This window comes from Novosphingobium sp. NDB2Meth1 (genome assembly GCF_900117425.1).
In the GTDB taxonomy this organism is placed as follows: domain Bacteria; phylum Pseudomonadota; class Alphaproteobacteria; order Sphingomonadales; family Sphingomonadaceae; genus Novosphingobium.
Window position 1 is genome coordinate 130,312 of record NZ_FPEH01000012.1, and the last position, 25,080, is coordinate 155,391.

General features: G+C 65.9%; 9 protein-coding genes. 8 read left to right on the top strand and 1 reads right to left on the bottom strand.

The features are described from left to right. Positions 1-2 precede the first annotated feature (2 nt). On the bottom strand, positions 3-1,799 hold the full coding sequence (locus NDB2M1_RS05430; protein WP_253185778.1) for a GspE/PulE family protein: 1,797 nt from the start codon (positions 1,797-1,799) through the stop codon (positions 3-5). Between the two features lie 604 nt (positions 1,800-2,403). On the opposite strand from NDB2M1_RS05430, the gene NDB2M1_RS05435 reads away from it, so the two are divergent. From NDB2M1_RS05435 to NDB2M1_RS05470, 8 genes are all read left to right on the top strand, one after another. Next, a complete protein-coding gene (locus tag NDB2M1_RS05435; protein ID WP_072380314.1) occupies positions 2,404-4,524 on the top strand; it encodes a substrate-binding domain-containing protein in 2,121 nt (706 codons plus the stop codon). Between the two features lie 212 nt (positions 4,525-4,736). Continuing rightward, a complete protein-coding gene (locus tag NDB2M1_RS05440; RefSeq protein WP_054120829.1) occupies positions 4,737-6,392 on the top strand; it encodes a ShlB/FhaC/HecB family hemolysin secretion/activation protein in 1,656 nt (551 codons plus the stop codon). After that, positions 6,393-8,192, top strand: coding sequence for a DUF2341 domain-containing protein (locus tag NDB2M1_RS05445; RefSeq protein ID WP_054120828.1), 1,800 nt, complete (start codon positions 6,393-6,395; stop codon positions 8,190-8,192). Between the two features lie 12 nt (positions 8,193-8,204). Beyond that, positions 8,205-8,612: an ExbD/TolR family protein gene (locus NDB2M1_RS05450; protein ID WP_054120827.1), complete on the top strand. Its 408-nt coding sequence runs from the start codon at positions 8,205-8,207 to the stop codon at positions 8,610-8,612. Between the two features lie 31 nt (positions 8,613-8,643). Then, the gene (locus tag NDB2M1_RS21950; protein ID WP_072380318.1) at positions 8,644-9,342 is read left to right on the top strand and encodes a TonB C-terminal domain-containing protein; all 699 of its coding nucleotides are present in this window, start codon (positions 8,644-8,646) and stop codon (positions 9,340-9,342) included. 76 nt (positions 9,343-9,418) lie between these two features. Continuing rightward, on the top strand, positions 9,419-11,224 hold the full coding sequence (locus tag NDB2M1_RS05460; RefSeq protein ID WP_171955329.1) for a putative porin: 1,806 nt from the start codon (positions 9,419-9,421) through the stop codon (positions 11,222-11,224). Next, positions 11,224-11,700, top strand: a complete 477-nt coding sequence (locus NDB2M1_RS05465) for a hypothetical protein (RefSeq protein ID WP_072380322.1) — start codon at positions 11,224-11,226, stop codon at positions 11,698-11,700. The genes NDB2M1_RS05460 and NDB2M1_RS05465 overlap by 1 nt, the downstream gene beginning before the upstream one ends. Before the next feature lie 2 nt (positions 11,701-11,702). Beyond that, positions 11,703-24,992 carry a filamentous haemagglutinin family protein gene (locus NDB2M1_RS05470; protein WP_072380324.1) on the top strand — a complete coding sequence of 4,430 codons (13,290 nt, stop codon included), beginning with the start codon at positions 11,703-11,705 and terminating at the stop codon, positions 24,990-24,992. Positions 24,993-25,080: the final 88 nt, after the last annotated feature.

Here is a 25,080-nt window from a genome sequence, read left to right on the forward strand (position 1 = left end):
GTTCATTCGCCGCTCGCGACCCGCAGCACTTCCTCGATCGTCGTCAGCCCTTGCGCGGCCTTGGCGAAGCCTTCCTGCAGCAGCGAGCGATGTCCCGCCGCACTGGCGCATTCCTCGATCTGGCGCGCATCGGCGCGTTTCAGGATCAGGCGCGCGATCGCATCGTCGACCGGCAGGAAATCGAACACCGCGATCCGTCCGCTGTAGCCGGTGCCGTGGCAGGCGGTGCAGCCGGCCGCGCGGTGGAAGTGGCCGGCCAGCGCGGCCGCAGTGTCGAGGCCTAGCGTGGCCAGCAGTGCCTCGTCCGGCACGAACGGAACGCGGCACTGGAGGCACAGGCGGCGGACCAGTCGCTGCGCCAGCACGCCCGCCAGCACCGAGCTCAGGAGGAACGGCTCCACGTCCATATCGATCAGGCGCGTGATCGCGCCCGCCGCCGTATTGGTGTGGAGCGTCGAGAGGATCATATGGCCGGTGAGCGCGGCCTGCACGGCGATCTGCGCCGTCTCGGTATCGCGGATTTCGCCGACCATGATCGCATCGGGATCCTGCCGCAGGAACGAGCGGAGCGCCGTGGCGAACGAGAAGCCGATGCCCGGTTGCACCTGGGTCTGGACAATGCCCGGCAGGCGGTACTCGATGGGATCTTCCACCGTCAGCAGCTTGCGCTCGACCTGGTTGAGTTCGGCCAGCGCGGCATAGAGCGTGGTGGTCTTGCCGCTGCCGGTCGGCCCGGTCACCAGCACGATCCCGTAAGGCCGGTGGATCGCCTCGCGGAACTGCTCGACCAGCCGGTTGTCGAGGCCGAGTGCGGCGAACTCGAGCTTCAGATTGGACCTGTCGAGAATGCGCAGGACCGCGCTTTCGCCGTGGATCGAGGGCGCGGTGGCGACGCGCAGATCGATCTCGTGCCCGCGCACCGCCAGCCGGAGACGGCCATCCTGCGGAATGCGGCGCTCGGCGATATCGAGCCCGGCCATGACCTTGATGCGCGCCACCACCGATGCGCGCATCGCCTGCGGCAGCCGGGTGACAAGCCGCAGCATGCCGTCGATGCGGAAGCGCACGACCAGGCTGTCATCGGTCGGCTCAAGGTGAATGTCCGAGGCGTTTGCATCGACCGCTTCGGCAATCAGGCGGTTGACCGCGCGGATGGCCGGGGCGTCGCTGGTGAGGTCGCGCATCCGGTCGATGTCGCCGGTTTCGACCGTATCCTCGATCGCTGCCCTATCCGTGCCGTCCTGGCACAGACGTTCGATCGCCGCTTCGATATCGCTGGCGCGCGCAATCATGCGATCGACACGGCGCTTGAACAGGAAGTGGAACGCGCTCTCGACAAACGGGTCGTAGGGATCGACCACTGCGACGCAGACCCGCGCATCGTCGATCGCAATCGGAACAGCGCGGATATCGCGCAGAAATTCGGCTTCGATCGGCTGCTCCAGTGCGACCTGACCACGCAGCCGGTCGGCCGGTGCCATCGGCATCCCGCTGGCGTCGGAGAGCTGCTCGCACAGCGACTGCTCCGACATCAGGCCAAGGCGCGTGACCACCGAGTCGATGCGCTCGCCGCTTTCCTGCTGCACCAATCGCGCACGGGAGAGCGCCTCGCGCGAAAGGAGCGCGCGCGCTTCCAAAACGGCGGCAATCGAGTTTTCGCTGTGCTGCGTGGTCCCGGCGTCGGACGTGGCCGACAGGGTATGGGCTTGATCTTGTTCGGAATCGGTTCCGGCGCCGGGGCGGAGCGATTGTCCGGGCGAAGCGCCAGCGACTGCCAGGATCTTTGCTTTACCGAGCACATTAACCCTCGCGGTCAGACCGGAAGCGGCATGGCCTTCGCTCGTGATGGCCCAAACCAATTGCCATTGCCGGATCAACCACTCCCCGTCGCGCCGCCTTATGGGGCCAATGCGTCATTTGTGTTACGAACGCCGACCCGCGCCTGGGCAGCGCCAAAGCGGTCCGGAATGCGCGCGCCGGGTTGGCGACAGTGCCGCGGAATGGCGATTTTTCGCCTTTTTTCAAGGATCGACAGGGTCAAGCCTGGGCTGTGCGTCCGGACGCCGGCGGGCGCGGCTGATATTCAGAGACTGCAACAAAAGAATCACGTTGCTGTCATTTGCCGAGTCTAATGACCGCTTCGCCAACCGCAGATTGGGTTGGGAATCGGGGGCGCTAAGAACAAATTCCGGGAAGCTGCAGAGCGTATCGATCAAGAACTTGATCGGGCTTGCTCGTGACGAGCCCAGTTTGGACCAGTTCCATATCGCGAATCGGAGAGTTAATTCGAAGTATTGAACTGGATTCAGTATATATTCTGCACATCTTTCGGATTTTGAACGGCCAACTCATTCTGATTCAACGTCAGTATTGGTTACGATATCCTTCAGGAGGAATTATCAAATGGTTAATGTGAAGTCTCTGCTTCTGGCCGCGACTGCTGTCGCCGGTACGGTTGCATCGCCCGCCTTCGCGCAGCAGATCCCGCTGCCTGCCCCTGCGACTGCTGATGGCGCGCTGCACGGCGCCGGTGCTTCGTCGGTCCAGAACGTTGTGGCCCGCAGCTTCAACTGCCTCAGCGCTGTCGACAACCAGCGTGGTACGTCGACGAGCGCAACCTCGCTGACCACCCTGACGCAGGGTCAGTTCAACGGCACCATCCCCATCAACTGCGCGCTCCCGGCGGACGCGGTGCAGACCAACGTCCAGGGCAAGTACATCGCGACCGGTTCGGGCTTCGGCCGCACCGTCTGGGCTGATTTCGCCAACGACTTCCGCGGTGGTACTGGTCCGACCGTGTCGAGCAGCGTGTTCAACCCGTTCGTGACCGCGCCCGACGTGTGGAGCAACGTGCAGTTCGGCTTCTCTGACGCCGGCGTTTCGCCTGCGGACATCACCACCTACAACACGCGTGCGGCGCCGAGCGCCGGTGCGGCGATCTCGTTCCCGCTCTACCTGCTCCCCGTCGCGATCGCCTACAGCTCGACCTACGGCACCAATGCCGCGGGCCAGCCGATGGTGTTCAACGCCCGTGGCCGCGGCATTGCGCCTGCCGGCGGCACCGCCGCTGCGGCGATCAAGCTTTCGAAGGCTGCCTATTGCGGCATCTTCAACGGCACGCTGACCAACTGGAACGATGTCACGTTCACCGTGCTCAACGGCAACACCCCGCTGTTCGACACGGTCAACGACAACGCTTCGCGTTGGGCCGCCGATGGTGCGCCGATCCGTCTCGTCGGCCGTATGGACCGTTCGGGCACGACCGACATCTTCACGCGCCACCTCGCGGCGGTCTGCAACCCCACCAGCGCCCCGGGCATCCCCGAGCGTCGTTCGGCCCCCACGGCGACCTTGCCGAACGGCCGTCTGCTCTCTCCTGCAGTTCCTGCCTTCACCGGCACGAACCGCTTTTTGCAGGCCGCCGAATCGCTGCCCTACAACACGGCAACCGGGATCGACTTCCGCAGCGTGCGTTCGGACACCGGCTATCGTGTGAACAACACCAGCTCGACGGCTTTCGCCGGCACCGTCAACTCGATCTCGGGCGATTACTTCACCGGTACCGCGATCGCAAACATCGGTACGGCGACCTCGCCGACGAGCGCGGCCGGCCCGACCTCGATGCCGACCGGCAGCGTGGGCAGCGGCTACTTCCTGCTGGCAGACGGCAGCTCGCGCGTTGCCGCGGCGATCACGTTCGCTCCGGACTATCCGCTGAACGGCGTTCTGCTCAACGGCAAGGTCGGCTACATCTCGGCCGACTTCGTCAATCCTTCGGTTGACGCGCTTGCGGGTCTCTCGGCCGCCACGCTGCAGGTCGGCGTGTCGACGACGCTTTATGCCAACCCGACCGCCGCAGCCGCCCGTACCGCGCTTGGCACGATCCTGCCGCCGCAGTCGGATACGGCTGGCCTGTTCGTTTCGGCCACGGCTGACAGCCGTCTTGTCCGCCCGCTGACCGGCTCTACTCCGGAACCGGCGACGCGTGCGAACCCGGTCGCCTGGGCTGATGTTCTCTATGCGGACACCAACCAGTCGCTGGCACGGCCGAACCTGGGTTATCCGATGACGGGTACCACCCAGATCCTGCTGTACACCTGCTACAACGGTGCGAACCGCGAAGCCATGGTCTCCTTCCTCGGCTGGACCCTTGGTCAGTACCGTACCAAGGGTGATGGTACTCCGGCGCCCAACGGCCTGCTGAACGGCGTGGTTGCCGCCACTCCGGGCGTGCTCTTCCAGAACAACATCGCCGTTGTTCCTTCGAACTGGACGCGTGCCATCGTGAACACGTTCCTTTCGAACCCGACGGCCGAGACGGCTCTGGGTGCGCAGAACCTGTGGATCCAGAACCGCACGATCCCGGCCTACCAGACGGCAACCGCTGCCATCTTCTACGGCGACCCGGGCGCTCCGGCTCCGACCGCGAGCCGTCCGGCCGGCACCCTGTACCGGGCTGCCAAGCCGAACATCCGCATCCCGACCACTGCGAACCCGACCTGCGCGGGCCGCACGGGCGCCTGATCTTCCGATCACGGCACACGCTGAACGAGAAGGGCTCCGGAGCAATCCGGGGCCCTTTTTGTTTACCTTTTTCCAGCCCGGGAAAGGGCCTGCCAACGCATCACCAGACTGTCACACAGATTAAACACTGTCCCTCCACAGACCCCTTACACAGGGGTTCGGGGAATCAGATTGCGATGGGCGGGCTTAGTGCACATGTTTTACGTGCGAGCTTGCCACTGGCATCGCTGCTGGTGCCCGCATCGTCAGCCTGGGCTGCGCAAGCGGCCGAGCCAGCGGCGCCCGCGGGGCAGGCGGCACCAACGGGTGCGGCGACGCCAGCCGGCGCGGAGCGTGCGCCCGACAAGTTCTTTATCCAGGCCTACGACATTTCCGGCGCGACCGTGCTGCCGGCGAGCGAAATCGAGCGTCTGGTCTATGCCCATTCCGGTCCCGATCGGACCGATGCCGATGTCGAGGCTGCGCGCAAGGCCTTGCAGGACGCCTATGCCGCACGCGGCTATGGCGCGGCGGTGGTGGAAGTGCCCGTGCAGGAGCGCGAGACGTTTGCCCAAGGCGTGATCCGGATCGCGGTCAACGAAGTACCGGTCGGGCAAGTGCGGGTCACCGACAGCCGCTATCATTCCTTGTGGGTGGCGCGCCGTCAGGTGCCGTCGCTGGTCGAGGGCAAGCCGCTCAACATTCCCGCCTTGCAGGCGGACATGACCATGGCCAACCGGTTTCCCGACCGCACGCTCAATCCGATCTTCAAGCCGGGCAGGGCTCCCGGCACGATCGACGTCGATCTCAATGTCGACGACCAGCGGCCGCTGCATGCCAGCGTCAATATCAACAACGACGCCAGCCCGGCAACGACGCAGCTGCGCCTCATCAGCACGGTCCGCTATACCAATCTGTTCCAGACCGGGCAGGCCGCGACGTTCACGTACATCGTCTCGCCGCTCAAGCGCGAAGAGACGGAAGTCTTTTCCGGCTCCTACTCGTTTCCGCTGCTGCGCACGCCGTGGAGCATCGCGATTTCCGGGTACTACTCCAACAGCAACATCTCGGCATTGGGCGGCACCAACGTGCTGGGCAACGGTTATCAGGTCGGCGCGCGTGCGATCTATCACCTTGCCACGTCCCGCACCCAGCAGCAGTTCAGCTTTGGGTTCGATTACAAGAACTTCAAGCAGAATATCCAGGTCGCTGGCGTTCAAACCAGCACCGCGCCGATCCGCTATCTGCCGATTGAACTGGAATACATGCTTTCCGGTGGCAGTGAACGGGTCAACTACTCGGTCTCGCTGGCGACAACAATCGGCCTCCGGGCGATCAGGCCGAAGGTCTGCGCGAGCCTGACCGGGCCTTGCGTGCTGGTCGATGCGTTCCGCAACCGCGAGCAGTTCAGCAACGAGAACTTCGTTCGCGGCGATCTTTCGGTCGATCTGTCCTACGCCTTCAAGAACGATATCGTCGCCGCGTTCCGGTTGAACGCGCAGCTGGCGGATTCGCATCTCATCACCAACGAGCAGTTTTCCGCCGGCGGCCTGCGCAGCGTGCGCGGATACTACTCGTCCGAAGCGGTGGGCGACAACGGGATCGGGCCGAGCCTTGAGGTGCGCTCGCCATCGCTGGCTGGCAGCTTCGGCAAGTGGCTGACCGAAGCGCGGTTCTTCGCGTTTGGCGATGCTTCTTTCCTGCGCGTGCTGAACCCCTTGCCCGAACAGACTTCGAGCTTCGCGCTCGTCGGCATCGGCGGCGGTCTGAGGGTCCGAATTTTTGACCGGATTTCCGGTGAAGTCCTGGGGGCGGTCGCGATGACCGGCGGCCCGGTGACCAAGCGGGGTGCGCCCCGCGTGAGCTTCGATGTGAAGGGGGAATTCTGAGTGTTTCAGGCAACCGTGAAAACAGCGATCCTGCGCCTGTTGCTGGCGCTCGTCCTGTCGCTGGGGCTGGCCTCTCCGGCCGCCGCAGAGGGTGAGTCTGCCGGCTGGTGGAACAAGGAGTGGAGCTATCGCAAGGCGGTGACGGTCGATACTTCGCCGACCGGCGTCAACGTCAGTGGTGCGATCGGCCGTACGGTGGTGCTGGTGCGCCTGCACAGCGGCAATTTCACTTTCACCGATGCGATGGACAACGGTGCGGATGTCCGCTTCGTCGATTCCGACGACAAGACGCCGCTGCCTTACCATATCGAGCAGTACGATGCGGCCACGGGCATCGCCACGGTGTGGGTTTCGGTGCCGAACCTGACCGGCGGAGAAAAGAAGAAGATCTGGCTCTATTTCGGCAACAAGTCGGCGCCGGTCGGCGCGGACGTGCCGGGGACCTTCGATCCCGACTACACCGCCGTCTACCACTTCAGCGAGAAGCCTGGCCAGCCGGCCACTGATTCCACCGCCAATGCGAACTCGTCCAAAGTGGCGCCCCCGGGGGTCGACGAGAGCGGGATTGTCGGCCGCGCAGCCCAGTTCCCCGGGCAGGGCGCGCTGGCGATCGATGGCAGCGGCTCGCTCGCGATGACCGCCGGTGCTCCCTTCACCTTCACGGCCTGGGTCAAGCCGCAGCAGCTGAACGGTCAGCAGGCCATCTTCGCGCGCGGCGGGCTGGTGATCGGGCTGAACGCGGGCGTCCCCTTCGCCTCGGGTCCCGGTGTCTCGGTTTCCGGCAAGACCGCTGTGAAGCAGGGCGAATGGAGCCACATCGCTTTCGTTTCCGACGGCAAGGCCTTCTTCATCTACATCAACGGCACCGAGCAGGGCACGGCGGCAGGCGCGATGCCGGCTCTGGATGGCCCGATCAGCATCGGCGGCGAGACCAGCCAGCCCTACACCGGCGCGCTCGACGAAGTGCGCCTTTCGAAGACCGCACGGCCTGCGGCGATGCTGCTGGCTATGGCACAGGCCGAAGGTCCGGGCGGCAAGCTTGTCTCGGTCTCGGAGACCGCCGAGAAGCAGAGCTCGGGCAGCGGCGTGCTCGGGTTCATCATCAGCAAGCTGGAGCCGATCGACACAGTCATCATCGGGCTGTGCATGCTGCTGCTGGCGGCGGCGATCGCGCTGATGACCGTCAAGGTCCGCTACCTCAACGCGGCGGACAAGGCGAACAAGCGTTTCCTGCGCTATTTCGAGGCCATGCGCGACGATTTCCGTCCGCTGGATCAGGCCGAAGGTGTGACCCCGCAGGAAGCGGCCATGATGAACCGCGCTTCGCCGCTGGCGCGGCTCTATGAAGTGGGCTTCGAGGAGCTCTATGAGCGCGTGGTCGCTGCCGGCAACCGGCCGCTCTCGAGCCAGGCGGTCAACTCGATGCGCGCCGCGGTGGACTCGCAGTTCGTCAAGGAAAACCAGAAGCTCGACCACCTGGTGGTGATTCTCACCATCGCGATTTCGGGTGGTCCGTTCATCGGCCTGCTCGGCACCGTGGTGGGCGTCATGACCGTGTTCGGCGGCGTGGCGATGGCGGGCGACGTCAACGTGAACGCGATCGCGCCGGGTATCGCGGCGGCGCTGCTGGCGACGATCGCGGGCCTTGCCTGCGCCATCCCGTCGCTGTTCGGGTACAACTATCTGAACGGCCGCATCAGCGGGCTGGCGGATCAGATGCGCGTGTTCATCGAGCAGCTCATCACCCGCATGGCCGAAGTGCAGGCCAATGCCGCGCAAGCTTTCAACGATCAGCAGTAAGGAAACCGACCGATGCAGGTAGGTGGCGGCCGCAAGGCCTATGACGACATCAACATCACCCCGATGCTGGACCTGGCCTACGTGCTGCTGGTCATCTTCATCCTGATGGCGACGGCATCGGTGCAGGGCATCAAGGTCGATCTGCCCAAGGCGAGCTCGGCCAAGAGCCTCGTCCAGCCCAAGACCATCGCGATAACGGTGAACAACCAGGGGCAGATCTTCATGGACGCGTTCCCGGTCACGCTGGCCGACCTTGAGACGCGCCTGCGCAATGCCAAGGCCTCGAACCCCGACGTCCCGATCGTGCTGAAGGGCGACCAGACCGCGCAATACGGCAAGATCACCGAAGTGCTCGACTTGTGCCGCCAGCTTGACCTGAACAAGGTCGGTCTCGTCACCGGCAAGCCGACCGCTGCCTGATAACCGGACCGGACCCAGAGCAGACCGCGCCGTGGCCAGACAACCATCCTTTCCGGATCCCGAAGAGCAGGGGTCGCGCCGCGGGCTGCTGATCGCAGTCGGCGCGGTGGTGGTGATCGCCGTGCTGTGGTTTGCCTATTCGGCGCTGACCGCGACCAAGGGCGTGAAGGTCGAAGCGCCGCCGCCCGCGGTGGTTTCGATGCTGCCCCCGCCGCCCCCGCCACCGCCTCCTCCGCCGCCGCAGCCCAAGCCGCCCGAACCGCAGGAAAAGGCCGCGCCCGTGCCCAGCGTCGAGCCGCCCAAGGCCGCGCCCGCGCCGGCTGCGGTTTCGATCAATGGCCCGGCGCAGGCCGGCAGCGATGCCTTCGGTCTGCAATCGGGCAATGGCGGCGGCCTCGGCGGCGGCGGCTCCACCGGCGCCTGCACCGGCCCCGCTTGCGGCGGCACGGGCATGAGCGAGGTGTTCTATCGCCGCTATCTGAGCGCGGTCCTGCAGGAAAAGGTGCAGCGCGACGACCGGGTCAACCGGCTGGTGTTCAGCGCCGACTTTGCGATCACCATTTCGCCTTCGGGCCGCATCAGTTCGGTCAGCCTGCTCAAGACCAGCGGGCGTGACGACCGCGATGCTGCGCTCAAGGCCATTCTGCTTGCCATTTCCAATCTCGATCCGCCGCCCAGCGGGGTCCGGTTTCCGCAGCGGATCACGGTTCGAGGCAGGCGTTCGCTGTGAGCACGCCTGAACGCATTCCAGGGGAAGTTTGATGAGACGGTTGAGGTCTTCTTTAGCATCGGCGCCGCTGCTGGCAGTGTCGCTCTGCGCGGCTCTTGCGGCGACGCCCGCATATGCCGACGAGCAGGCCGGATCGGCGCCTGCTGCAAAACCCGCCCCGTCGAGCAATGCGATGGTCAACCTCGTCCGGCTGCTTGTCGCGCAGGGTACGATCACGCGCGAGAACGGCGAGAAGCTGATCCAGGAAGCGGAGCGCGAGGCGGCTGAGGCGCGTCTGGCGGCCGCAGCGCCTGCAGCAGCACCGGCTGCGGCGGGGAACCCGGCTGCGGTCGCCGGCGGGCAGTATGCGGTCGGCAATCTCCCCCCGCCGCCGCAGGGCACCATCCGCGTCCCCTATATTCCGCAAGTCGTGCGCGATCAGATCCGCGACGAGCTGCGCGACGAGGTGCTCAAGCAGGCCAAGGCGCAGGGCTGGTCCTCGCCGGGCAAGGCTGCGCCGGACTGGGTGCACAATCTCAACATCTACGGCGACATGCGCCTGCGTTCCCAGTCGCACTTCTACAGCAAGGACAATTCGGACTTCGTGCCGAACTTCCAGCAGATCGTGTCGGGCGTAAACGGGCAGGATCCGGTCCCGCTCGATCTGATCAACGATCCGATCCCGCTGCTCAACACGCGGCAGAACCAGTACAACCTGCTGCGCTATCGCCTGCGCGTCGGCGTCGATTTCAATATCGGTGACAGGGTCAAGGTCGGCTTCATGCTGGGCGGCGGCAACGATGTCTCGCCGGTCGGCTCGAACGTGAACCTCGCGGGCAATTTCACCGACCGCAATTTCATGATCCACAAGGCCTTCATCCAGGCCCGGCCGACCGACTGGGCCACGATCACGGCCGGGCGTATCGGCAATCCGTTCTGGTCGAGCGAGGCGCTGTTCGACAACGATCTGAGCTTTGACGGATTTGCGGGTGACTTCCGCTGGTCGAGCCCGAATGGTCTGCTTGACGGCAAGCTTGTGCTGGGTGCGTTCCCGCTGAACTTCGGCGCGCTGAACTTCCCCAACACGTCGAACGTCAAGACCGGTGTGCCGCAGCGCTGGCTGTTCTCCGCCCAGGCCGAGACCGACTTCCATCTCGGCGGGGATGTCTTCGTCCGCTCCGCCGTCAGCTACCATCACTATATCAACATGCAGGGTCGGCCTTCGGCGCCTTGCGCGCTCTACCTCGGCGTCACCGAATGCTCGACCGACGGCACGGCGGCGGGCTTCGTGCAGAAGGGCAATACGCTCTCGTTCATCCGGCGCATCGTTTTCGATCCCACCTTGCCGGCAACCGCGGTGCAGCCGCAGCCGCAGCTGCTCGGTCTCGTCCAGCCCTACCACATCCTCGATGGGATGATCTCGGTGAAGGTGCCGATGGGCGAGAACACCGACGTCACCTTTAGCGGCGAATACATGCGCAACCTCGGCTTCAGCCGCAGCAATGCGTGCCGCTACGGGCTGGCCGGTCAGCCGGTCAACAACGGCGGATCGGGCGGCAACGGCAATATCTGCGATCCGGTCGAGGCCAACCGCACGCCTTATGTGGGCGGCAACCAGGGTTTCGACCTGCAGATCGGCGCAGGCTGGGCGCATCCCAACCGTCCGGGCCAGTGGCGGGCCTACGTGGGTTATCGCTATCTTGAAACCGACGCCGTGGTCGATGCCTTCACCAACGACTACTGGCGCCTCGGCGGCACCAACATGAAGGGTTACGTCATCGGTGGCACGGTCGGCCTCTACAAGAATGTCACCATCGGCGGGCGCTGGCTGAGCGCCAACGAGATCACCGGCGAGCCGCTCGCCATCGATGTCCTGCAAATCGATCTGAACGTGGAGTTCTGATGCGCGCCCTGCCTGTCCTGTTCGCGGCATTTCTGGCGGCTCCGATGGCTATGGCGCAGCCGGCGGTGCCGCCGCCACCGCCTCCTCCGCCGACTGCGCAAGCCGCGCCGGCCGGGCAGGCCGCGCCGACTGCGGCCGATATCGATGCGCTGCAGCAGCGTCTGCTCGCCTCGCAGCAAGTTGTCGCGACGTTGCAGCGCGAATTGGCAGAAGCGCAAAGCAAGAACGGCGCGCTGGAGCAGGCGCGGCTGCGCAACGGCCGGCTTGTTTCGATCACGCGGCAGCTCATCGATGCCTATGCGCGCCGCTTTGGCCAGATCAAGCGCCGCGATCCGTTCCAGTTCAGTCGGCGCAAGTTCGAGTTCGAGCTGCAGGCGCTGTCCGACGCTGTCTACGACAACAAGGTCGATGTTCCGCTGCGCACCCTGCCGGGCGGCACGGCGATTACCGGCGAACCTGCGGAAAAGGCTAACTGACCATGGCGTTTCGGCGATCGGGCGCGCGCGGACTGCTGGGCGGGACCAGCCTTGCCGCGATCATGCTGGGGCTTTCGGCAAGTCCGGCGCAGGCGCAGCTTGCCGCGATGCGTGCGGCGGCCGGGACGGTGGTTCCGCCGGTCGCGGTGCCGGCCGGGCAGGGTACGCCGCAGCGGTCGCAGACGATGCAGGATGCGCTGGCGCGGCAGGTGCGGCTGCAATCGCGCGCGCAGGCGCTTGCTACTTATGTCACTTCGGCCAAGTCCGCCGCGCTCGCCGCGATCAGGGCCAAGCCGGTCGACGGTATTGCCGATGCCGGGCTCAATCCGATCCAGGCGGTGCGCAACGCGACGATCTATGTCGCCGCGGGCGTCGATGCCTCCACCGTCAAGGGCAACAGCGCGCCGCTTTCGGTTGCGGCAGTGAACGATCTGACCGGCCAGAATACCTGGGAAGGCGCGCTGGCGCCGGTTCAAAGCACGGGTAGCAATGGCAAGCTGACTGTCCGGATCGACCAGACGCAGCAGCGCGCGCTGCTGACCTGGCAGAACTTCGATGTCGGCGCGAACACCGAACTGGTATTCAACCAGAAGCAGGGCGGGGTTGCCCAGAAGACCTGGACCGTCGTCAACCGGGTCGCCAATCCGGTTGCGCCAAGCACGATCCTCGGGGCGATCAAGGCCGATGGCACCGTGCTGGTGCTCAACCGCTCGGGCGTGCTGTTCGGCCCGACCGCGCAGGTCAATCTGCACTCGCTGGTGGCCAGCAGCCTCGAACTCGGCAACTTCGCCTCGTCCGTAACGACGGTCGGCGCGACGTCCTTCTTCAATGCCTCGACGGTCAAGGACCGCGTCACCGCCTATCTCCAGAACGGCCTGCTGGTCCAGGGTGCGCCCGGCCTCAAGGGCCAGCTGCTCTCCTCGCTGCTGCCGGCCGGCAGCCGCTACGACGTCAACCAGCCGCTGCCCGTGGACGGGGGTCTCGAAGGCGATGTCCTTGTCTATCAGGGCGCCTCGATCACGTCCGACAGCGGCGGCTTCATCATTCTGGCCGCGCCGACGGTGCAGAATGCCGGCACGCTTACGGCCAGCGAAGGCCAGGTCAGCCTGCAGGGCGGGCGCTTCATCGGCGCGACCACATCGACCGGCGCCAGCGGCAGTGCCGACGAGAACGTGCGCGGCCTGATCCTTTCGAGCCAGATCCCCAACACGCCGGTGCTGCCGCAGACGCCGACGCCCGATCAGGGCGTGGTGACCAATTCCGGCCTGATCGTGTCCCGCCGCGGCTACATCTCGCTGGGCACCTCGATCTATGGCCAGGTCACCAACGACGGCTTGCTGAGCGCCACGACCAGCGTCTCGCGCAATGGCAAGATCGCGCTGACCGGCGGTTCCGTCGTGCTGGCGGGCAATGCAGATGCGGCCAAGGCCAGCGGCATTTCGATTCTGCCCGACGACAACGGCGAAACCATTCCGCAGGGCAGCCCGAACAGTCCGCCAGCGTTCAAGAGCTCGCAGCTCGTCATCGGCAACACGATCAATTCCTATCTCAGTGCAGACGGCAGCGGCGATACCGCGCTGCTCCCGACGATGTTCGAGATGCAGCAGAACGCGTTCGTTCTCGCGCCCAACGCGAAAGTCGTGATCGGTCACGACCTGTCGCAAGGCGTGTTCCAGCCGAACCCGGGCATCGCCGCATCGGTGACGATCGCCGATGGCGCGATCATCGACGTCAGCGGCATGAAGGGCGTGGCGCGCAAGGTTTCGGACAATACCGTCAAGATCAGCCCCGCCAAGCAGAACGAACTGCGCGACACGCCGACATACCGTTCGGTGCGGACCGATGGCGGCTTCACGCTGAATGGCGCGACGCTCTATGTCGATGCGCGCGCATCCGGGGTGCGATCGGACGGAGTGGCCTGGATCGGCTCGCCGCTGCTCGAAGCGGGCAGCGCCGTCAGCCAGATTGCCGTCACCGCCGCCGAACTGATGACCAAGGGCGGCAGCATCAGCATCGATGTCGGCACGGCCATCAGCGCGACCAATCTGACGGCCGCGCAGATCGATGCCTTGGCGAAGGTCAAGATCGCCAAGGGAGCGCTGTTCGATGTTTCGGGCGGCTGGACCACCTATTCTGCCGGCTATGTGCAGACCACCCAGCTGCTGACCAACGATGGCCGGGTCGTCAGCATCGATCAGGCCGATCCGAACGACGTGTTTGTCGACTTCGTCGACGGGTTCACCGCGAGCCAGACCAGGCTGGGCATTTCGGAAACCTTCCGGACCGGCGCGGTGCGGGCACAGCGCTACGAGGATGCCTACGACGAAGGGCGCGATGCCGGCGCCTTGCAGATCGGCGGGAGCCTGATCTCGTTCGATGGCACGGTGCATGGCGATGCTTTCGCCGGATCACGGCAGCTGGCCGGGGCGATCGAGCCGACCGCCAAGTCTTCGATCGCGGGTGATCCGCGCAAGCTGCAGTATTCCAAGAACCAGCTGCCTTCGGGCGGCCTGCTGCGGATCGGCTCGTTCAGCGGTTCGTCGGGGACCGGGTTCGGCCAGGATATCGTCGTCTTCCGCGGCACGAAGACGGGGCCGGCAAACCAGGCCGAGCTGCTGCTCGACGACCGCATGCTCTCGCAGGCGGGCCTTTCGGGCCTGATGCTGCAGACCAGCGGTGCGGTGACGTTCGCTTCGGCTTCGGACCAGCTGCTGACGGACAGCTCGGCGCTGACGCTCACGGGCAATTCGGCGCTCACTCTGGCCGATGGCGGCGTGCTCGAAGTCGACGCCGGGCGGGCAATCCGGTTTGGCGGCAATGTCCGCATTGCCGGCGGGACCATTGCGGCGCGGACGTACCAGCTCACCGACATCAATGCGCCCGGCCTTTCGACGGTCGGTAATCCGTTCCGCGAGGATGATGATATCGCGCTGAGCTATGCCAGCGGCGATGCCCTGCCGCTTGGCCGGTTCGACGTGACGGTGAACGGCACGCTTTCGGTCGCGGGCAAGTGGGTGAACGATTACCGCGGCGTCGCCAATCAGCAGGGCGCGGGCTGGATCAACGGCGGCTCGATCAGTCTGACGGTCGCGCCCAAGGTGTTCGTGCCGGTGGACGGGGACATCTTCACCGCATCGGTGGCGGCCGATCTCAGTGGCAGCGTGCGGATCAAGTCCGGCGCGCTGCTCGATGTTTCTGCCGGTGCCTTCGTGTCGAGCGCGCGCGCGTTCAATCTTTCGGCGCGCGGCGGCAATGTCAGCCTGATCAACGAGACGACCTACGCCGCGGTCGCAGCCGTTCAGGACAACGCCGATCTGATCGGCAACCTGGTGCGCGGCCAGACCGTTGCATTCACGCCCAAGCCCCCGCTGCCCACGACGATCGGGGTGCTCCCTTCGCTTGTGCCGACGCAGCAGAATGCCGAAGTGAGCTTTGCGGCCGAGAACATCCGGGGCTTCGGTTTCTCCGGCGGCGGCACTTTCAAGCTGGTCTCGCCCAATATTGCCTTTGCCGGAGCGAGCACCACCGCGGGCGAGAGTCCGGCCACGGTCGTGCCGCTCGATTTCCTGCAGCGGACCGGCTTTGGCACGCTGGACATGACAAGCTACCGCGCCCGCACGGTGCGCGATCTGTTCGACAACGGCAGCAACCGGCTGTCGAGCTTCTTCGAAACCACGCGGTTTACCATCGGCGCGGGTCAGACGCTCGACCTTACGCAGGTCACATTGCCTGCCATCATCGATGCGGCCACGCAGTCGCGCCTGCTCGGCCTTGCCAGCGGCGGTGATATCGGCACCGTGCTGACGCCGACGGTGCCCGGTGATGTATGGTATCGCAAACCAGCCAGCCTGGTGCTGCGCGGTCTGGCCGAGCTCGATGTCGAGGCGGGCGGCCGGATCATCGGCACGCCCGAAGCGTCGATCGTTGCGCCCAAGCTCTACAATGCGGGGGTGATCGATCTGCCGGGCGGCAGCATCCGGCAGATCGCGACCTTGCCGCAGGCGCTTGATCAGTTCGGTACGGGCCTGTTCGACATCACCGGCGATGCCCGCGACTTCGCGGTCGTGTTCGGTACGCCGGACGCTTCGGGCCGCTATGCCGAAAACGGCCTCAACTCCGGCGGGTTCACCAACGCCGATGGCTCGGTCAAGACCAACAACCAGCTGTTCACCCAGCCGGGGAGCGAGCGGTTCTTCTATTTCCTCGGCCGGGTGGCTGCCGATGACGGAATCGTGCTGGCGGAAGGCAGCACCACCAATCTTGCCGGCACCGCGCTGTTCAATCCGGCAGCGCCGCTGCGCGCCGATGGCACGCGCTATCGCTTCGGGCGGATGATCGGCGGCGGGAGCATCACCACCGCAGCTGCCTATCGGCCGCAGAGCGATGCATCCCAGGCGCTGTTTCCCAATCCGTCCTACGGCTTCGTCAGCTATCCCGATCCGACCAGCATCTCGCCGACACCGCCGCCGCTGCTGGCCCAGACCGCGGGGCGGCGGTTCGTGGCGAAGGCCGGTTCGCTGCTCGACATCAGCGGGGCCAGCGCGACGTTCGATATCCCGGTGCAGGACGGTGTCTATGCGCCAAGCCTGCAGTGGAGCGATGCCGGAACCGTGGCGCTGCGCGCTGGGGGCACGCTGTCCGGCGCGACGATCAAGGCAAGTGGGGGTGCCCCATCGGCGACCGGCGGCACGCTGGAATGGCTGCTCCCCACGCTGCGCGCGGCGGACGACGGCTCCGGCGCGGACAACGTGGCCTTTGCGGATGGCATCACCAAGGCCGGCTTCGACAGCCTGATCGCCTATGGCGGACTGACGCTCGACGGGGTGTTCAACCTGACGCTGGACAAGGGCCTGCTGGTCCGTTCCGCCGTTTCGCTGGACGGGACTCCGGTCGGTCCCAATGCAGACGTCACGATTTCCGCGACGCAAGGGACGAACGCGACCATCAGCGCGCCGTATATCGCCTTTGCCAGCCGTTCCGGCGCCTTGCGCAATTCTGCCGCTGCGACCGGCAACGCCACTGTCACCTTCTCGGCCGGCGCGCTGGGGATGGACTTCTTCGGTACCACCCTGTTCGACCGCTCGATCGGCCAGACCAACCTGTTCAGCCGCGCGGATGTGCGGCTGATCGGGGTGGACGACCGGACGGACCTGACCGCCGCGCCTGCGCTAAACGGAAGCCTGACCGCCGCCGGCAATCTGACGTTCGACGCGGCGCGGGTCTATGCGACGACCGGCACCGGCAACCTGCAGCGCATCCTCGAGATTGCTGCAGGTGCATCGAACACGCGGACGCCATTGCCGTTCCAGATCTCCGCGCTCGGCAATTCGACGATCACGTTCCTCGGCAGCCATATCGACACCCGCACGCCGTTGTCGGCGGGTTCCTTCCTGCAGATCAACGCCAAGAAGGTGGTGCAGAACGGCTATCTTGCCGCGCCGATTGGCCGCATCGCGTTCGGCACGGCCGACAGTCCGGTCGAAACGATCACTTTCGGCGCGGGCAGCGTGACGCAGGTCTCGGGCGCCGGCCTCAACGTGCCCTATGGCACGACCACGGACCTCTCGCAGTACTTCTTCACGCCGGGCTCGGCTTCGCCGCTGACGCAGCTGCCCAGCGGGAACCTGCGGGTGAATGCCGACGAGATCGATTTCGCGGAAGGCGCCAAAGTTCTCGGCAGCGGCGGCGGCGACGTGTTCGCCTACGAATTCGTGTCAGGCACGGGCGGCTCGCGCGATGTGCTGAGCCGGTTCAACACCGATGTCTTCAGCAGCAACGGGTACGATCCCGCAACCGGACAGGGCTACCAGTACGCCGACCGGCGGCAGGTCTATGCGCTGGTGCCGAGTGAAGTCGCGGCCAAGATCGCATTGTACGATCCGGTCTATGCGGCGGACTACGGCATCGGCAGCCCGAGCGAACTCTACGGCACCAGCGCCGGCCTTGCGGTGACGCTGGATGGCGGCGGCGGCATTGCGGCGGGCCAGTATGTGCTGATGCCCGCGCATTACGCGCTGCTCCCGGGCGCGTACCGGGTTGTCGAGAACGTCGGCGCGGTCGCGCCGGCCAGCGGCAGCGCGCAGACCCTGCTTGACGGCAGCATCGTGCTCGGCGGTGTCTATTCGACGGCGGGCACGGGCTTCGTCTCATCGCAGCGGCGGTCGTTCACGGTGCAGTCGCAGGCGAGCTTCCTGCGCTATTCGTCGATCCGGACGACGGGCGGGACCACCACCATCCGCGACGCCGCGGTCAGCAGCGGACGCATTGTTCCGCGTCTGCCGCTCGATGCCGCGCGGGTCGTGCTGGATCCGCTCAAGGCGCTGAATGTGGCGGGTGCGTTCGACCTTGCGCCGGCCAAGGGCGGCCGGGGGTCAACAGTCGATATCCTCGGCAGTTCGATCGTGATCGGCAGCCCGGAGGGAGCGCCTTCGGACCGGCTGTTCCTGACCAACAGCACGATCGCCAATCTCAACGCCAACAGCCTGATGATCGGCGGCGAGCGGATCGAGAACACCGATGGCACGACCCGGCTCGGCATCACCGCCAGCCGAATTCTGGTGACTTCCGGGGCCGAGATCAAGGTGCCGGAACTGATCCTCGCGGTCGCCGGTTCGGGCTCGGCCCTCAACATCAGGGACGGTGCGTCGATCACGGCCACCGGAACCCTCGCGGACGACCGCACGGGCAATTACCAGATCACCTCGAGTTCGGCCGCCGTGCCGGGCGAGCCGTTCGATCAGTCCGGAATCGGTTCCGTGCTGCGCGTTTCCAATGGAGCGCAGCGCACGGTTGCCCGGCTGGGGGCGGTCGCGGCGGGCAATGCCGGGCGCAGTTCGCAGCTGAACGTGGGCAAGGCCGCGCTTGTCGGGAACAGTCTGCTGCTCGACACCAATTTCCGCTTCACGGTCGACGATGCGGCGCAGCTGACGGCGCCGCTCATCGGGATCAGTGCGTCCAACATCGCATTTGGCCCGGGCGGGACCATCAGCGCCGCGCTCGAAAGCCAGCTGGCGCAGGCTTCCGAACTTATCCTGAGCTCGAGCGGGGCGATCGTCTTCGGTGCCAACACAGCCCACACCTTCAAGGGCCTGACGATCGATGCGGCCGGGATCGCGCTCTCCAACCGGACAGCTGGAACCGACACGCTGACGATCAATGCCGCCGATACGCGGATTTCCAACAGCCGGCTCGGCCTCGCCAGCAACAGCTGCGCGCTGACCGGGCTGCTGGCCTGCGGGACGACCGGCAATGTGCTCAACCTCAACGCGGCATCGCTGACGCTGGGCTCCGGAAACTTCAACACGTTCAGCTTCGACGGCGGGGTCAATCTTGCCGCCAGCAAGGGCACTTACATCACCGGCAGCGGCGGCCTCAGGGCCAATGGCGCGGCGCTGACGCTGCAGACGCCGTTCGTGATCGACCGTGCATCCGTGATCGATCTCAACAGCAATACCGGCGCGGCCAGCGACCAGATCACGCCGAAGGGCAACTACACCATCCCGGTCACGCCCGATTACCGGTTCGCGACCACCGGAACGGTGACCGTGACCGCAGCGGGAACGGTGAGCAGCACGCCGACCGGGCTGCGGGCGCCCGGCGCACGGATCAGCTTCGGATCGAGTGCCGCACCTGTCGCCGCAGTGACCATCGACGGAACCGCGCTGACCGCCACCGCCGGGGTGATCGATATCCAGGCCACCGGGTCGGTGACGCTGGCCGGCGCTGCCTCGCTGGCGACGCCCGGCTTCTCGCGCAGCTTCGGAGATACGCAGAGCACGACGACGATCTCGGCCGGGGCCGGGACGATCAACGTGGTCTCGCTCGCCGGCAATATCGTCCTGCCGTCGACGAGCACGCTCTCTGTCGACAACGGCATCGGCAATGCCGGGCGGCTCAACCTGCTGGCAGGGCGCGGATCGATTGTCTTCGACGCCGTGCTGAATCCGCTGGCGAGCGGCGCGCGGACAGCATCGCTGGCGCTTGATGCGGGAACGTCGGCCTTCGATCTTGACCGCTTTGTCAGCGTCTATGGCCAGAAGTTCCAGGGCGATCTTGCGGTCCGTTCGGGCGCGGGCAATCTGGTGCTCGGCTCTGGCCGGACGCTCCGCGCGGCCAGCGCCAGCCTTACGGCCGATGGCGGCTCGATCATCATCGGCGGCAAGATCGATACTTCGGGCGTTTCGGCAACGGGCCTGACGCCCAGCCAGCTTGCGGCGGCGCGGATCAGTGGCGGCGACGTATCGCTATGGGGCCGCGACGGCGTCACCTTGCAGACCGGCTCGCTGATCGACACGCATACCACCGGCTATGCCGATACCGATCTGCGTCAGGCCAGCGCCGGGGATGTCCGCATCGGCATCGGCAATACCGGCGGGGCGATTGCCATCGAAGCCGGCGCGACCATCGATCTCGGCGCGCGCCGCACCCAGGCCGCGCTGGCCGCGAACACGACCGCCAACCGGCTGGTGAGGACGACCGTCAAGGACCCGCTCACGCTGGTCAACAAGGACGTGTTCGAGTTCGTGGCCGCAGACAAGGGCGGCACGCTCTCGCTGCGCGCGCCGATCATCGGCAGCGGCATGGACGAGATCGACGTGCGGCTGAAGGGCACGGTCGTCGGTGCAGGCGCGCAGCAGATCGAAGCCTACCGCCGCTACGATCTCGACCAGCTGGACGGCCTCTACGACGGGGTTTCGCTGTCGGGCAATGGCGCGATCCATTTCCTCGATTTCACCCCGACCGGATCGAACATTTTCAGCGACGTGTTTGTCGATGATCTGACCGGCGTCCAATCGGTCCCCTACTTCGTGCAGAACTTTGCCGTCCGCGCCGCCGATGGCAGCAATCTGGCCGGGATCCGGCTGCGTCCGGGAGTCGATCTGGTCTCGAGCCGTTCGATCACCACGCTTTCGGCATGGAACCTTGCGGCTGGAACGCTGGACGAAGCGGGCGCCCGCGCGGCCGGGCTGATCGTCGATCTGCCCGAACTGGGTCGGCGCGTGACCGATGCGCAGCCCTACTTTGCGCTGAAGCCGGGATCGGAAAGCCGCATTCTGTCCGACTATGTCTCGTTCCTCTACCGCGTCGGCGCAAAGGCCAGCGGCGAGGCGGCCGTGGTCAATTTCAACGCCGCCGGCAATCTCACCATCACCCGCTCGATCAGCGACGGCTTCTTCAATTTCGGCGACAAGTCCGACAGCAACTATGTCAGCTATCAGCTCGGCGGCGGCGACCGGACGTTCAATCTCGGGCTGTTCACCAGTTGCGGCACCGCGTTCGATTGCCGCGATGTGGCGAGCTACTCGGCGGTCGACAGCGGCGCGGTGACGGCGAGCGCGGCCAACACGCTGACGATCAATATCTCGCGTTTCCTGACCGGCAACCAGGTCGGCGCGAAGAACGTTCTGGCACCGTACAATCCGGACGCGAATTCGGCGATTGCGCTGGGCAACAACACCGATGCGGTGACCGGCGACATCGGCGGGGATACGCTGGGCTTTGCCCAGCTCTTCCCAAGACTGACCGACGGCAACGTCATCCGTTCGAGCGACTTGCGGCTCGTCGCGGGTGCTGCCCCCTCGGTCAATCCGCTGCAGGTCGATCGCGCGAATGTCCGAAACCTGACGGTCGAGGGCGAGACCAGCTATCTGCTGACGGCAACGCAAGGGTTCGCCTTCCTCGGCGATTCGATCGACCTCAAGCTGTCGGTGGCCGGGGTCACCAGTGAAGCGCTGCCGGCCTACTCGTTCGCCGATCTGCTGCGGACCACCGATACCAGCGCCAATGTCAATGCGCTCGACGAGGATTCCTACACCTCGATCACGTGGGGTACGCTGGAGATCGGTCAGGCGCAGGACTTCCGCGTGGCGTCGCAGGCGTTCTTCCAGCCCGGCCGGGTCCGGTTCCAGACCAACGCGCGGGGCCTCGTCACAGGGGTTTCAGCACCGCTTCGCGACATGCTGGCGTTCCTCGATTCGATCACGCCGGACTTCCTTGCCAAGCAGCGCAGCGGCACGGCGATCGGATATCCGGTCGGCCGGCCGACCGCGCCGAGGCCGATCAACTTTGGCGACCGCGGGGCCTATGCGCGCACGGTCGTCCGCACGGGCGACGGTGCCATCGCGGTGGCAGCATCGGGCAACATCGATCTGCGCAACGGCGAGACCGCGACCTATCGCAACGAGAACGGCAGGTCCGTCTCGTCCAGCGTGGGCGCGCAGGTGGGCGGCACGGCCATCTACACCGCCGGTGTGCGGGTTGCTCCCACCGCGGTTTCGGCAAGGGTGGTCGATACGGGGGCGATCGCGTCGATCACCCCGGACAGCATCTACATCAAGACACCGGATCAGGATGTCACGTTCCTGCCTTCGCCCAAGGGCCTCGACGATCAGGCAGCCGTGCTGGCCGATCAGGGCGGATCGCTCTCGGTGTTTGCGGGCGGTTCGGTGCTCGGCCGGCGGGATGAATGGTCGGAGCAGTTCCTGGGCACCGGAGCGAATGCACCGGGCAACATCGTCACCAGCTTCAGCAGGACGGCTATCGGTGATGCGGCGCAGCGCTGGCGCCCGGGCCAGGTCGGGCAGGACACCGAGATCGCGATTGCGCCCAAATACTTCACCACCGGCCTCGGCGCGCTCGCGGGCGGTGACGTGAACCTTGCCGTCGGCGGATCGGTCAACGACCTCACCATCGCGCTCGACGCTGCGGTGACGACGACCAAGAATACCGGCGGGATCGGCGATGTCATGCTGACGCTTGGCCATGGCGACCTCAACGCGACGATTGGCGGCAACATCGGCGGCGGGCAGATCGATATTGCCGCAGGCCAGGGCCGGATCAATGTGGCCGGGAGCGTGGTGGGCTTCGGCCGCGAACCCCGCTCGTCGACCGGGGATACCACGCAGTACCTGCGCGTGCGGCTCGCCGCCGCCAATGTGGCGCTCTCCGCTCAAGGCTCGATCGCCATGGCGGGCGTTTCCGCATTGGGCGCGGCACGCAGCGGCGAGAGCCTGGATCGCTACAACGAGGCCGGCTTCTTCGCGCCTTCCGCCTCGTTCAGCGCGATCGCGACGGGCTCGCTGCGCTATGTCAACAACCGCTTCGAACAGACGGTTCCGTTCCAGGTCGGTGCTGGCGGGGCCGGCATCTTCGGCGGGTCGGTGCTGCCCCCCTCTCTGACACTCGGTGCGCTCACCAACACCCTGGCGGCGCCGAGCGTGCCCTTGCTGCTCTATCCTTCGAAGACCGGGAACCTGCAGCTGTTCAGCGCGGGCGACATTTCCTCGCTCGTCATCGCGATGAGCGACAGCGACCGGTCGCTTCTGCCCGGCGCGTTCTCTGCCGCGAGAATCAGCCTGAACTCGATCAACGCAACCGGCGGCGGTATCGTCGCGGCGCCTGTCGGGCTCGGCTTCGGCATCCCCGGTATCCAGCAAACCACCAGCGAATACCTGCTGCGGCTCTATCACAACGAGAATCTGACCCACGCCGGCGATACCGATCCGGTGCGGATCTTTGCCGGCCGGGATATCAGCCGGTCGCTGATCAACCTGCCGAAGGCGGCGCAGATCACCGCCGGCCGGGATATCGTCAATCTCATCTTCACCGGCCAGAATGCCAATGTGCAGGATACCACGCTGATCAGCGCCGGCCGCGATATCACTTCCACCACCGGCACTTCGTCGATCGACAACCTGCCCTACATCGAAGGCAACAACTTCGTGCTGGGCGGGAGGGGCAATCTGGTTGTCCAGGCCGGGCGTGACATCGGCCCGTTCATCAACTCGGCGGTCGTCAACAACGTGAGCTATGCAGGCGGCATCCAGACCGTCGGCAATTTCTTCAATCCCTGGCTCACGGATGGCGGCGCCAATCTGGCCGTGCTGTTCGGCGTGGCCGGCGGCATCGACTATACCGGGTTGCGCGAGACCTATCTCAATCCGGCAAACGCCGCCAATCTCGATCGGGCACTCTTCGTGCTGAATACGGACAATCTGGGCATCCGCCGCCCGGACCGGACGAAGCCGATCTATGCGCCGATCCTCGCGCAGTGGCTCCGGACCAACGACCCGGCCAGCTTCACGGCCATCTTCGGGACGACCGAGTTTCCGGATACGACGGCGGGCCGCCAAGCCCTGGCCAACGCGGCCTATCCGCAGGCAGCCAAGCTCTACGATGCGTTCACGCAGCTCGATCCGCTGCTGCAGAACCAGTTCCTGCGCTCGGAAGTCCTGTTCAACGAGCTGCAGCAACCGGCCATTCCGGACAGTCCTTCCTATCTGCAGTATTACCGGGGTTACCGCGCGATCCAGACGCTGTTCCCGGTCAGCAAGGGCTACACCGACAACCTTGCCATCTATACGACCGATCCGGCGACGGTCTCGGCCGACAGTCCGCAGGGGGTTCCGACACGCAACCTTGTGGACGGCCAGCCCCAGAAGGCCGACCAGAAGTTCACCGGCAATGCCGACTTGCGCCTTGCCACGCTGCAGACGCTGAACGGCGGCGATCTGGCGATCCTTGGTCCGGGCGGCAATTTCATCGCCGGCTCGGTCGTGCGAACCTCGGAGCAAGCGGCTTCGCGCGTCACACGGTTCGGCGTCGATGACGGTGCCAGCCTAGCCTATGGGCAGCTGAGCAGCCAGAACGCGAACCGGATCAGCGCGATCCCGATCGGCTTCGAAGGCGTGCTCACGCTGAACGGCGGTTCGATCAGCTCGTTCACCGACGGCAACTTCCTCGTCAACCAGAGCCGCGTGTTCTCGCAGGCCGGGGGCGACATCACGATGTGGTCGTCGAACGGCGACCTCAACGCGGGCCAGGGTCCGCGCAGTGCCTCGAACTTCCCTCCGGTGACCGTGCGCTTCAATCTCGACGGCTACAGCGAGGTCGACAGCGCGGGGAGCGTCTCGGGCGCGGGTATCGGTGCGTTCCAGCGCCGTCCGACCGATCCGGCCTCGTCGATCATCCTGCTCGCCCCGGTGGGCGAGGTGGACGCGGGCGATGCCGGCGTGCGGGCAACCGGCAACGTGCTGGTGGCGGCAGCGCGCGTCGCCAACTCCGAAGGCTTCAGCGCCGGCGGGTCGATCTCGGGTGTTCCCAGCCTGGCGGCAACGCCGGCAGCGGTGGTTCCCACTTCGGCGGCTTCGGCGGTGACATCGCAAAGCAACAGCTCGAGCAGCGGCCCCGACACGTCGAATCGCCGCTCGATCATCACGGTCGACGTGATCGGCTTTGCCGGCAATGCCGCACCGTGCGAGCCCGGCTCGACCGATCCCAATTGCAAGCCCTGAAGCTTCTTCCGGCCGGTTCGGGCACCAAGCCGCCCCGAACCGGCCGGGGCACGCACAGGCGTCCCGAAGAGGGAGTGGGAGAGCGCGC